Annotated in this window: 11 protein-coding genes and 1 pseudogene; 10 read left to right on the top strand and 2 right to left on the bottom strand. The window is 46.0% G+C overall.

The window, feature by feature from the left end; all coding sequences use genetic code 11:
• The first annotated feature begins 67 nt into the window (after positions 1-67).
• The 4 genes and pseudogenes from DXA20_RS10630 (at position 68) to DXA20_RS10615 (ending at position 2793) form a co-directional block, all read left to right on the top strand.
• A complete protein-coding gene (locus tag DXA20_RS10630; protein WP_022305535.1) occupies positions 68-481 on the top strand; it encodes a hypothetical protein in 414 nt (137 codons plus the stop codon).
• 3 nt (positions 482-484) lie between these two features.
• Positions 485-1854: pseudogene (gene radA, locus DXA20_RS10625) on the top strand (DNA repair protein RadA).
• A gap of 66 nt (positions 1855-1920) precedes the next feature.
• Positions 1921-2280, top strand: a complete 360-nt coding sequence (locus DXA20_RS10620; RefSeq protein ID WP_118560687.1) for a hypothetical protein — start codon at positions 1921-1923, stop codon at positions 2278-2280.
• A gap of 36 nt (positions 2281-2316) precedes the next feature.
• A complete protein-coding gene (locus tag DXA20_RS10615; RefSeq protein WP_118560685.1) occupies positions 2317-2793 on the top strand; it encodes a pyridoxamine 5'-phosphate oxidase family protein in 477 nt (158 codons plus the stop codon).
• Positions 2794-2951: 158 nt separating this feature from the next.
• Here the strand turns inward: DXA20_RS10615 and DXA20_RS10610 are convergent, their stop codons facing one another.
• Positions 2952-4109, bottom strand: a complete 1158-nt coding sequence (locus DXA20_RS10610; protein ID WP_118560683.1) for a THUMP domain-containing class I SAM-dependent RNA methyltransferase — start codon at positions 4107-4109, stop codon at positions 2952-2954.
• A gap of 140 nt (positions 4110-4249) precedes the next feature.
• Here DXA20_RS10610 and DXA20_RS10605 point away from each other — a divergent pair, with 140 nt between their 5' ends.
• From DXA20_RS10605 to DXA20_RS10585, 5 genes are all read left to right on the top strand, one after another.
• Positions 4250-4915, top strand: a complete 666-nt coding sequence (locus tag DXA20_RS10605) for a response regulator transcription factor (protein WP_022305530.1) — start codon at positions 4250-4252, stop codon at positions 4913-4915.
• Positions 4912-5943, top strand: a complete 1032-nt coding sequence (locus tag DXA20_RS10600) for a sensor histidine kinase (protein ID WP_118560681.1) — start codon at positions 4912-4914, stop codon at positions 5941-5943. The genes DXA20_RS10605 and DXA20_RS10600 overlap by 4 nt, the downstream gene beginning before the upstream one ends.
• 195 nt (positions 5944-6138) lie before the next feature.
• Positions 6139-6894, top strand: coding sequence for a CPBP family intramembrane glutamic endopeptidase (locus DXA20_RS10595; protein ID WP_118560679.1), 756 nt, complete (start codon positions 6139-6141; stop codon positions 6892-6894).
• A 5-nt stretch (positions 6895-6899) separates the two neighbouring features.
• Positions 6900-7682 (top strand): ABC transporter ATP-binding protein, encoded by a 783-nt coding sequence (locus tag DXA20_RS10590; RefSeq protein WP_118560740.1) that lies wholly within the window; start codon positions 6900-6902, stop codon positions 7680-7682.
• A complete protein-coding gene (locus DXA20_RS10585; RefSeq protein WP_118560677.1) occupies positions 7657-9738 on the top strand; it encodes an ABC transporter permease in 2082 nt (693 codons plus the stop codon). The genes DXA20_RS10590 and DXA20_RS10585 overlap by 26 nt, the downstream gene beginning before the upstream one ends.
• A gap of 4 nt (positions 9739-9742) precedes the next feature.
• Here the strand turns inward: DXA20_RS10585 and rsmH are convergent, their stop codons facing one another.
• Positions 9743-10801, bottom strand: a complete 1059-nt coding sequence (rsmH, locus tag DXA20_RS10580) for a 16S rRNA (cytosine(1402)-N(4))-methyltransferase RsmH (protein ID WP_118560675.1) — start codon at positions 10799-10801, stop codon at positions 9743-9745.
• A 317-nt stretch (positions 10802-11118) separates the two neighbouring features.
• Here rsmH and DXA20_RS10575 point away from each other — a divergent pair, with 317 nt between their 5' ends.
• Complete coding sequence (locus tag DXA20_RS10575; RefSeq protein ID WP_118560673.1) at positions 11119-12879, top strand: ABC transporter ATP-binding protein; 1761 nt, start codon at positions 11119-11121, stop codon at positions 12877-12879.
• The last annotated feature ends 3 nt before the right edge of the window (positions 12880-12882 follow it).

Raw genomic sequence — 12882 nt, 5'->3', positions numbered from 1 at the left:
GAAAAAATACGCGAATTATGGTATGCTAGACATACGATAAAAGCACAAAATACGGAGGGATAACAAAATGGCAGTGATTACAGAATTGATCCGCAAGGAAGCAGATGGCACACTCAGCTTTGGCAACTTCGACTTTGATACCAAGCAGAAGAAGTCTGATTTTGAGTACGAGGGCGATATGTACAAGATCAAGACCTTCAAGGAGATTACCAAGCTTGAGAAAAACGGAATGTTTGTCTATGAGTCCGTACCGGGTACTGTTGTTACGAACATGAAGAGCACAGAGAACGAAGTGGTATTTAATGTAGAGGGCTGGGAAGATTCTTCAATTACACTGGAGCTTGAGCCGGAGCAGGAGTATAAGGTATTGGTTGACAATGCCGATATCGGAAGAATGAAGACAAATCTGGGCGGCAAGCTGAATATCAGCGTAGAACTCAATCCGGGACAGACCTCACAGGTAAAGGTGGAAAAGTTATAATATATGGCAAAAGCGAAAAAGACAGCGTATTTCTGTAAGGAATGTGGGATGGAATCCTCGAAATGGCTGGGACAGTGTCCGGGCTGTGGTGCATGGGGAAGCTTTGTTGAGGAGCCGGTGGTGCGCACATCGACCGGAAAGGCGGTGGCACACAAGGAGAGCAGACAGCCGTCGAAGCTTTCGGAGGTTGAGTTTTCCGAGGATACAAGGATTGCCAGTGGTATTGAGGAGCTGGATCGTGTACTGGGCGGAGGGATCGTTGTGGGATCCCTCGTTCTGGTAGGCGGTGATCCGGGTATCGGTAAGTCCACACTTCTTCTGCAGATGTGTCAGAAACTGGTACAGCAGAGGAAGAAAGTCCTCTACGTGTCCGGAGAGGAGTCTGAGAAGCAGATTAAGATGAGGGCAGATCGGCTGGGGGTGTTTCAGTCGGATCTGCTGGTGATGAGCGAGACGGATCTGGATATTGTAGCGGAGACGATTACCAGAAGTACGCCGGATGTTGTCATTATTGATTCGATACAGACCATGTACCGCGAAGAGATCGGTTCGGCACCGGGAAGCGTGGGACAGGTTAGAGAGACGACAAGTACTCTTCTGCGTCTTGCCAAGGGCATGTCGATCTCCATTTTCATTGTGGGTCATGTGACCAAGGAGGGTGTCGTTGCAGGACCGAGAGTGTTAGAGCATATGGTGGATACCGTGCTTTATTTTGAGGGGGACGGAGGAGCGTCCTATCGTTTTCTGCGCGGCGTCAAGAACCGTTTTGGGTCAACCAATGAGGTGGGCGTTTTTGAGATGCGTGGTTCCGGTCTTGCTGAAGTGGCGAATCCATCTGAGTTTATGCTGCAGGGTAAGCCGGAGGATGCACCGGGCTCTGTCGTGGCATGTTCTATGGAGGGAACCAGACCGATCCTTGTGGAAGTACAGGGCTGGTATGCCAGACGAATTTCAATTATCCGAAACGAACAGCGGCAGGGATTGATTTTAACCGTGTGAATCTGTTGCTGGCAGTTCTGGAGAAGCGCCTCGGAGTGCGCATGAGTGACATGGATGCTTATATCAATGTGGCTGGCGGTATGCGGTTGAATGAGCCGGCGGTTGATATGGGAATTGTGCTGGCAATCTTATCCAGCTATCGCAATCAGGTCATTGACGGACGGACGATCTGTTTCGGAGAGATCGGTCTAGTCGGAGAGGTTCGTGCAGTCAGCATGGCAGAGGCAAGAGTGCAGGAGGCGGCAAAGCTTGGTTTTGAACGCTGTATTCTCCCGGAGGTCAACAGACGCCAGCTTGATCTGGATCAGATGGATCTAAAGGGACTGAAGCTTGTTGGAATTTCCAATGTGTATGAGCTTCTGGAGATCCTTTAATGTAGAATCAACGAGACAAAACATCATGCTTTGTCTCGTTTTCCTATTTAAGAAATGAGGAGAAGTATGGAAGAAATGAAATGGAAGGACACGGAATCGACGACAGAGCGGGTCGTGGAACGCATGGAGACCTCGATGTGTTCCATGGAGCAGATGTCGTTTGATGCCATCAACATCACTGATTCTCTGGTAACATTGACCAGTAAGGCGAGAGAGTATGCTGCCACGATGAAGAATGGGGATGTCAGCGAACGCGAGGAATCGTTCGAGCAGATCGGCAGGATTCTTGATCAGGTGCTTGAGAATGCATTTCAGGTCAATAATGTGTCCCACGAACTGGAAAAGGAAGTATTATATCAGAGAGATACCACAGACAGCATCCGTCAGATCATTGAATTTTTATATGCGGTGAACAATGATCAGTAGAACGGCGGAGGCAGGATCAGACAACAGGAGGAGAATATGTTTCGTCCAATGAGAAGATTTAAACAGCAGATTTCCGAGAAAGAGTGCATTGAGGTGCTGACACAGGAGCCGAGAGGCGTGTTATCCTTTGTTGGTGATGACGGTTATCCGTGTAGAATGCCAATGGATCACTGGTACAACAAGGAGGACGGAAAACTGTACTTTCATGGCACGAAGGAGGGCTACAAGGTAGACTCTCTGAAGAAATGCGATAAGGTTTCTTACTGCGTATATGATCAGGGCTACCGTGAGGAAGGAGATTGGCCTCTTCATATCAGAAGCGTGATCGTATTCGGCAGAATGCATTTCGTGGAGGATCCGGTGCAAATGGAGAAGATATGTCGGACATTGTGTACGAAGTTCTCGGATGATCCGTCCTATCCGGAGAAGGAATGGTCGCGAGGAAAGGACCGGGTATTATGTCTGGAGCTGGATGTGGAGCATATGACCGGTAAAATGGTCAAGGAGTCATAAACGTATAAAAGGCAAAAGCGGGGAATCCGCTTTTGCCTTTTGGTTATTTATATCGAAAAATGCTCGTAACGAAGTATGATGCTCTTTTTATTGCATCGGAAAATGCTCGTAACGTAGCGAAAAAGGGCAAAACGTTTGGTTTTGCCTCTTATATTTCATTACTGTGATTCACGGTTTCTGCGCGGCGGCTTCGGACCCATATACTGATAGAAATAGGTCTTCATCATGCCGTTATAGATCTTGCGGTTCTTGTCTGCCTTGCGTCCGAGATAACGCTCTGCCTGATCAAATGCAGTGATCAGATAGAAGGACCAGCTGTCCAGATGAGAGAATGCTTCGCCGATCTCACGGTAGAGGGCTGGCATGTCCTCTTCTTCCTCAAGACGTTTGCCGTAAGGCGGGTTTGTGATAACAAAGCCGTATTTCTTGCGGTGGCTCAGCTTAGAGACAGGGCGCTGCTGGAAATGGATCAGATGATCGACCTCAGCAAGTCTTGCGTTCTCCATAGCCGCCTTGATCGCACCCGGATCAATATCATAGCCCTGGATATCCATCTCGACATCCCGGCGGATTTGATCCTCCGCCTCACCGGCAGCATCGTACCAGATCTTTTTCGGGATAATGTGTGTCCAGTTCTCGGCGGAGAAGGAACGGTTCATGCCCGGAGCGATATTCGCGCCGATCATGGCTGCCTCGATCGGGAAGGTTCCGCTGCCGCAGAACGGATCGACAAGAATGCGGTCCCATTTCCATGGGGTCAGCATGATCAGGGCTGCCGCAAGCGTTTCTGTGATCGGAGCCTTTACGGTTGCCTGACGGTATCCACGCTTGTGCAGGGAGTCACCGGAGGTATCCAGACCGACGGTGACGACATCCTTTATGATCGTCACACGCAGCGGAAAGCTGGCGCCGTCCTCAGGAAACCAGTTGACATTATAGTTCTTTTTCAGGCGGTCTACCATCGCCTTCTTCATGATTGACTGAATGTCGGAGGGACTGAAAAGCTTACTTTTGATAGAGGTTGCCTTTGCAACCCAGAACTTTCCGTTCTCTGGAATAAATTGTTCCCACGGGAGAGCCTTTGTTCCCTCGAAGAGCTCATCAAAGGTGGTTGCCTTAAAGCTTCCGATCTTGATCAGGATACGCTCTGTGGTGCGCAGGAAGATGTTGGCACGCACAATTGCAGACTCATCTCCGGCGAAGGTGACCTTTCCGTCCTCCACCTGAATAATCTTGTATCCGAGATTCTGTATTTCACGTTTTAATACCGCCTCAAGTCCAAAATGACAAGGGGCAATCAGTTCATAGTCAGCCATAATAATCTCCTTTTCTGAGTAGATACTGGATTTCGGTGATATCTTATCATATAATGGGGTTTAGTACAATGATTTTCAGGCAATAAAGATTGAAAATATACTACAGCAGTAGAAAAAAGTAACAGAAAAGAGGTTGCGGGATGCATATTTTTGTGGCAGAGGATGAGAAAACAATTCGCAGAGAATTGACTATATTATTGGAAAATGCAATGTATCAGGTTACGGCTCCGGAGAATTTTGAAAATATACCGGATTGGATCACAGAGGCGTCACCGGATCTGATCCTGCTGGATGTGAACCTTCCGGGAATGTCCGGGTTTGATATCTGCACCTCGCTCCGGCAAAGGGAAAATACCTGTCCGGTAATCTTTTTGACCAGCAGGACTGATTCTATGGATGAATTAAACGGGATGCTCCGGGGCGGCGACGATTATATTACAAAGCCGTATCAGGCACCAATCCTTCTGGCAAGGATTGCTGCGGTATTAAAGAGAACCCGGGGCAATACAGAAAAGACAAGCTATTCTTATGAAAATGTGCGGCTGGATCTCTTGAAATGTACGATCTCCTGTGATGAGAAGGAGGTGGAACTGACCAAAAATGAAATGAAGATATTACACCTTCTTTTTATGCATGCCGGAAACTATGTGGCAAGACAGGATCTGATCGAATCTTTATGGGATAATCAGATCTTTATTGATGATAATACCCTCAGTGTTCATGTGACCCGGATACGGGAAAAGCTTCGGGAGCTTGGTCGTGATAATTTTATACAGACGAAACGAGGGATGGGGTATCGTATATGAGATGGAGAGATTATTGGAAAGATAAGGCGCTTTTTCTGATCTTTGAGGGCTGTTGTATGGCGGTTACCTGCATTTTTCTGAGGCTTACCGGTTATGAAAAGGGTAATGTTATCCTATTACTGTTGTTTTGGACATTACTCTTGCTGCTTTGGATGTGTCGGGAATATATGGAACGCAGGAAATATTTCAAAAAGACAGCAGAAATTCTGGAGAAAATGGATCAGAGGTATTTGCTGGGAGAGCTGATGCCGCCGTCATGGCGTCTGGAGGACAGGATCTATCAGAATATGATCCGCAGATCCAACAAATCCGTCATTGAGAAAATAAGAAAACTGGAGGCGGAACAACAGGAATATAAAGAGTATATAGAAAGCTGGGTTCATGAGATCAAGGCACCAATCACAGGCATCAGTTTGCTCTGTGAAAATGGCAGGAAAGAGGAGACCGGTGCCCCGGAGAGATTCCGGCAGATCAGCATGGAGAATGCAAAGCTTGAAAATTATGTGGATATGGTGCTTTATTATGCGAGGTCGGAGCAGGTCTATAAGGATTATCTGATTCAAAGCTGCCATTTGCAGGAGATGGTGTACGACGTTTTAGAGCGGAACCGCTTTCTGTTGATCCGGAATGGAATCCGGGCAGAAGTGAATTGTGATGAGGATGTTTTTACCGATAAGAAATGGTTGGGTTTTATTGTCAATCAGATCGTATTAAACAGTGTCAAATATAAAAGAGAGAACTCACCCTGCATTTCCTTTTTGGCGCAAAAGACAACAGATCATACCTGCCTGATCATTGAGGATAATGGGATGGGGATACAGGAAAAGGATCTTCCCCGCATTTTTGAAAAGGGATTTACCGGGGAAAATGGGAGAAACCAAAAAAAATCCACGGGCATTGGTCTGTATCTGTGTAAAAAGCTTTGTGACCAGCTTGGGCTGGAAATAGAGGCACAGTCAAAGGCGGGCAGCTATACCAAAATCATTTTACAATTTCCACAAAATAATTATATTTCAGAGGTGCGTTAAAGTCTTAGAGAAATCTTTCGAAATCGTAAGATTTCTTTAAGCTTTTTTTATATGAACACCGGCGGGGATGAAGTATACTTTTGGAAAGAAAAGAGATACAATTGGAAAGGCAGGTTGATAAAACGTGGAAAGAAAAAATAGTTTGATCAGTGATTTTCTTATTCCGGTGGGGTATACTGTTCTGGTTTATGCAATATGGGAAGGAATTGGATTTTTGTATCTTTTGTTGTTGGAAAAAAGATAGAAAATTGGACGAACTCTTTAAATAATACATACGTTGTTATGCTGCTACAGGAAATTTCGGTATTTCTTATAATGTATGTATTATTTCACAAAAAAGTGGATTTTGTGAGGGACGGCAAAAGTAGTGTTTCTCTGCTGTCAGTATTTGTAATGCTTATTTTCCCTCTGATTCAGATCGGCGATGATCTGATGGCAATTTTTTATGGAAAAAGAGTATTTTCTCTATTCTCCGGGAAAGGAATCCAATTTTTTGTGATTTGCTGTATCGCGAGTTTAAGCATTGGACTGATGGAGGAATTTGTCTGGAGAGGAATCATCTTAAATGGATTTTTATCCGCTTGGAAAGATAAGAAAAAAGGAATTTATTTTGCGGTATTGATATCTTCCCTTTGCTTTGGGCTTTGTCATTATATGAATCTGCTGGCAGGACAGGAATTTTTGAGTACCACAAAACAGGCAATATCCGCAGTGTGTATGGGCGTGTTTTTATCAGCGCTTTATTTGCAGACAAACCATTTGATATTTTCGATTCTGGTACACGGATTATGTGATTTTTCCAACTTCCTAATGAATGAAATCCTTGGGTGGGACTATTCTGTCTGGAAATATGATGATATATTACAATGGATATTAGCCGGAGGATATCTCCTTACGGGAATGTATTTTGTTTATCGTTATATAAAAAAACCAACAGGAAAAGGATGGTGAGACATTTGAAGGATTGTATCAGAGTATGTGATGTGGAAAAATATTACGGCAATGGTCAGAATATTACAAAGGCTGTGGACCGGGTAAGCTTTCAGGTGGAAAAGGGAGAATTTGTGGGTATTATGGGAGCGTCCGGTTCCGGAAAGACCACCTTATTAAACATGATGGCAGCGATTGATCATGTGACATCGGGGCATATTTATTATGATGATCTGGACATTACAGAAATGTCTGCAGATCAGTTGTCGGAATTTCGCAAGGAAAACCTCGGCTTTGTTTTTCAGGAGTACAATTTATTGGACACACTGACATTGGAGGAAAATATTATCCTTGCTTTGACGGTACAGGGAAAAAGGAGAAAAGAGATTCAAAAAATCTGTCAGGATATGATGGAACTTCTGGAGATTGAGGATGTAAAGGATCAATTTCCGTATGAGGTATCCGGCGGTCAGAAGCAAAGATGTGCCTGTGCCAGAGCTATGGCAAATGACCCCTCTCTTCTTCTTGCCGATGAGCCTACCGGAGCGTTGGATTCCCATGCTTCCCAGGTACTTTTAGAGACCTTTTGCCGTTTAAATGAAATGCAGAAGGCAACGATCCTGATGGTAACTCACGATGCATTTTCTGCAAGCTATTGCAGCAGGATACTTTTCTTGCGGGATGGGAAGATTTTTCATGAACTGATCCGCGGAGAAAGGAACCGCAGAGCATTTCTTCAGGAGATTCTGGATGTATTGTCGTTGATGGGAGGTGAATCGTCTCATGATACGAAGACTGGCTTATCGTAATATGAAGCGTTTTGCCGGAGATTACCAGATCTATATGATCACGCTGGTGGTTGTGGCAGCGCTTCTGTATGCATTTGACAGCTTATTCTGGGATAAGGAGCTGGGAAGGTTTGACCAGATGAATCAGATGATGATGATTATGGTGGGGCTTGCTACAGGCTTTGTTGTGATCATTACGGCGTGGTTGATTTACTATATTATCCATTTTATGATGGAAAGACGTAGCAGGGAGTTTGGAATTTATCTGCTGTTAGGAATGAAAAAAGGACAGGTTGCCCGTGTTTATATCCGGGAGAATCTGATGCTGGGAGGTATCGCATTTTTTGTGGGATCTGTCCTGGGAGTGTTTTTTCAGCAGATCTTACGATCTGTGATTGATTCTATGGTACGGATTCCCTATTCCTTCCGGCTTTCGTGGGATTATCGTACATGGCTTATGACCTTTGGATGTTATGCGGGCTGTTATCTGCTGGCATTTTTCCGATGCGGTTTTTCTTTCCGCAAAATGAACATTAATGAGCTGATGAAACAGGACCGGAAAAATGAGGAGATCGTGGAAAAGCATGAAGAATGGAAACGGATTATACTGCCCTTGGCAGTGATATTTCTGATCCTGTTCTGCATGATATTTACCCATTTGAACTCGACGGGAGAGGTTGTGTTGTTTCTGATCGGCCTGGTTCTGACGATCTATCTGTTTTATACAGGAGTGTCTGCCTGGATCATCTGCTATGTGAGAAGGCATGGAAAGGGGATTTATCATGGACAGCGATTATTTTTGCTGCGCCAGTTTGCATCAAAGATCAGGACAATGCAGTTTACTCTTGGAACTTTGACATCATTGTTTACTCTGGCACTTTTGGGGGCGAGTGTGGCATTTATGTTCTGCGATTTTGAAAATACGGCGTTAAAGGCGAAGTTTCCGTTTGATGTGCTGATCTACAGTGATCAGGTTCAGGATGATTTTCAGGATGAAAAGGAGGTACTGCAGCAGGAAGCGGATGTAAAAGAAATGCTTCGGTATCATATATATACGGATCAGAAGGATCAGATAAATACCTGGATGCTGACGCATCTGGAGCAGTATGGTACCATGTATCAGAATAAAAATGGGAAACCTGACCGGAAACGGGTTACCAAAATGTTAGAAAATGATGGAACCTATTGCCGGTATGATACTTATATGGGACAGACGGATTATAACCGTTTAAGGAAAATGCTGGGATATGAGCCGGTACATTTTGAATCTGACCAATATATCGTACAGACCAAGAAACGTTTACAAAAGGACGTTGCTTCTATAGGAAAAGATCTTCATTTAACAGCGGCAGATGAAAAAACAGAGCTGACCTTTGCGGGAGTTCAGGCAGAGCCGTTCGCACAGGATGGTCATAACGGAGGAGATTATATCGTCGTGGTGGGAGACAAGGTGCTTCAGAGAATGAAGCCGTATTATTCTGAGCTTGCGGTGGATCTGAAGGGAGAGACGCCACAAGGGCTGGAGCAGAAGCTGGATGCCCTGGCAGATCCCGATGACCGTGATTTTTCCGGACATACTGTATCATCCTTATCCGGAAATAGCTGCAGCGGTTCCGATACGGTACTGGTTTATACTGCTACCAATCTGGTACGGGATAATCTGATACCGGAGTTAAAGATGCTTCTTGCGTCCATGATCGTTCCGTTGTTTTATATGGGTCTTGTCTTTGTCTGTGTGGCATTAACGGTATTGTCCGTGCAGCAACTTAGCGATTCGTCGAAATATAAATTCCGGTATGATGTGTTGGAAAAAATCGGTCTGTCCCCAAAACAGGTCAGATCACTCCTGCTGCGGCAGATGGCGGGTTACTATTTGTGCCCGGCACTACTGGCATTGGTGATCAGTGGAAAAATGGTTTTGTATATCAGTGGAATTTTTGTCCGTGGGACAGGCGTGTCAAGCCGTGTGTCTACCTATTTTGTAGAGGGAACCCTGCTGTTTATGGGAATCTATTTGGTTTATTTTGCGGTGACATTTCTCTGTTTCCAGAGATCAATATTTTTAAAAGAACGGTGAGCAGCTAGGCCTTAACCGCCCAGCGCATTTTGGTAGAGCGTGCCCGTGGGTTCTGTGCACATTCCTGTGCAGAAGGGCGTACCACATCCTTGGAGTATTCACTGTAGATACCTGCCTTATAACCGGTCTTGAGCGCCTTTTTTACCAGTTTGTCCTCTCCGGAGTGGAAGGTCAGGATGGCAGCTCTGCCGCCGGGCTTTAAGGCGTCCGGCAGCTTTTCCATAAATTCATAGAGAACCTCGAATTCATTGTTGACATCGATCCGAAGTGCCTGAAAAACACGCTGGCATGTCTTTTTGACCGTGTCCTTTCGATCCTTTTCCGGAAGGAAGGACAACGTTTCTTCGATGATCTGACGCAGCTTTGTGGTTGTATCCACATGATTGCCGCGGCGGATGTATTCGGTGATCGCTTTTGCAATCTCATCGCTGTAGGGCTCGTCGGAGTTTTCGTAAAACATGCCCGCAAGCTCCTCGCGGCTGATATGCTCCAGACGCTCGGCGGCGCTGATGCCTTCTTTTTGATTCAGACGTAGATCAAGAGGTCCGTCAATTTTAAAAGAAAATCCGCGCTTTGGATTATCGATCTGCATGGAGGAGACACCGAGATCCGCCAGCAGAAAATCGAAGCCGCCGGCTTCCCTTGCAATCTCATCAATCGTACAGAAATTCTGCAGCTTGATTGTCAGTATGTCCTCGCCAAAGCCAAGGTCTGCCAGACGCTTTCTTGTCCTAGCGGACTCCTCGGGATCGACATCGGTGGCGTACATATGACCTTCACCGTTTAACTGCTCCAGCATAGCGCGTGTGTGACCGCCATAGCCGAGTGTGGCATCAAAGCCGGTCTGACCGGGCTTGATCTGCAGAAAATCAAGAATTTCAGGCACCATGATCGAAATGTGCATTCCCGCAGGCGTATTTCCCTTGCGGATCACATGCTGGATCGTATCCTGATATTTTTCCGGATTTAATTCTTTATATTTCTCTTCAAAACGTTTTGGATATTTTCCTTTATAGCGGACACGGCGTTTGTGCGGTGTCTGCTGTTTATTTTCATTTTCCATGGTGATCTCCATTTCTGATCGTTTATCCCAAAGGGGCGAAGTGAAAACGCCCTCCGGAATGCAATAGTTGACTTTTGTTGCAAGCATAACACGGTGGTCATGGGATGTCAAATGGGAGGATATGTGTATTTTACCCCGCCCCTTTTTGAAGATACTGCTGTTTTGATCGGTGTTCTGGCAATTTCCAATTCCATGAATACAGCAGGAATGCAGCCAGGGTGTGACTGTCTTTTTTGTGCAGAGTATTGTTTTTTTCAAAGATACACGATACAATAAAAGTTGTGTCTTTTGGGCAAATTACTTTTAGGAGGCATCTGATGAAAAAATTATTGAAGTATATTACGGAGTACCGGAAGGAATGTATTCTGGGACCGTTGTTTAAATTGCTGGAAGCATGCTTTGACCTGACTGTGCCATTGGTAATGTCATGGCTGATCGACCGTGGTATTTCCCAGAATGATGTACCGTATATCTGGAAGATGGGCGGACTTTTGCTGATTCTGGCAGCGATTGGTCTGACCTGTTCGATCACGGCGCAGTATTTTGCCGCAAAGGCAGCTGTTGGCTTTGCAACGAAGCTTCGCCATGCGGTATTTAAACACATTGAATCCTTATCCTTTACGGAGATGGATGAGGCGGGAACTTCGATGATGATCACGCGAATGACGAGCGACATCAATCAGGTACAGTCGGGAACCAATCTGGCTCTTCGGCTGTTTCTGCGCTCCCCGTTTATCGTATTTGGTGCGGCAGTGATGGCATTTACCATTGACGTGAAGGCGGCACTTGTATTTGCGGTTGTGATTCCGTTGCTGGCGCTGGTTGTATTTGGTATCATGTTGATCACCATGCCGATGTATCAGAAGGTACAGGGGCATCTGGACCGTCTGCTTGGTGTGACGAGACAGAACTTAAGCGGTGTCCGCGTGATCCGGGCATTCAACAAGGAGCAGGCAGAGCGGGAAAGCTTTGGCAGAGAAAATGACCTTCTGACAAGAATGCAGCTTTTCGTGGGACGTATTTCCGCACTGATGAACCCGGTCACCTACATTATGATCAATGGTGCGCTGGTTGCACTGATCTGGACAGGTGCCGTCCGCATTGATATGGGTACGCTCAAACAGGGACAGATCGTTGCGCTGATCAATTATATGTCCCAGATCCTTGTCGAGCTTGTCAAAATGGCAAATACGATCATTATGTCTACCAAGTGCGTGGCATGCGGAAACCGTATACAGGCACTGCTTGAGGTAGAAAGCAGTCTGGAGGACGGCAGTCAGTCCTTTGAGGAAAACGGACAGGAGGTGACGCCGGCACGCGTTGAGTTTGACCATGTTTCCCTGACATATAAGGGGGCCGGCGGAGAATCCCTCGAGGATATTACATTTACGGCGGAGCCGGGAAAGACGATCGGCATCATCGGAGGAACCGGTTCCGGAAAGAGTTCTCTGGTGCATATGATTCCGAGATTTTATGATGCGACAGAGGGAAGTGTCCGAATTAACGGACAGGATGTAAAATCCTACCGAATGGATGATTTAAGACAGCACATCGGTATTGTTATGCAGAAGGCGGTTCTGTTCCATGGAACGATCCGCGAGAATATCCGCTGGGGAGCACCGGAGGCGACCGATGAACAGATCAACGAAGCACTTGAGCTTGCACAGGCGGCAGAGGTCGTTGCCGGAAAGCCGGAGGGGCTTGACTATGAGATCGAACAGGGAGGACGCAACCTTTCCGGAGGACAAAGACAGCGATTTACCATTGCGAGAGCTCTGGTGCGCAAGCCTTCAGTTCTGATCCTTGATGACAGTGCATCGGCACTGGATTTTGCGACCGATGCCAAGCTTCGAAAAGCACTGGCAGGTCTGAAAAGTACTTCAACGATCTTTATTGTTTCGCAGAGAACCTCTTCCATCCAGCAGGCGGACAAGATTCTGGTGTTAGACGATGGAAAGCTTGTTGGCATGGGTACGCATGAGGAATTGTTAGAAAACTGCAGTGTATATAAGGAAATCTATGATTCCCAGTTTAAGAAACCGGAGGAGACAACACCTTCGCAGGGAAAGGAGCGATAATAT

Origin of the sequence: Roseburia sp. AM59-24XD (assembly GCF_003478445.1) — a bacterium.
Classification (GTDB): Bacteria; Bacillota; Clostridia; order Lachnospirales; family Lachnospiraceae; genus Jutongia.
This window is presented reverse-complemented; position numbering and strand designations above follow the sequence as displayed.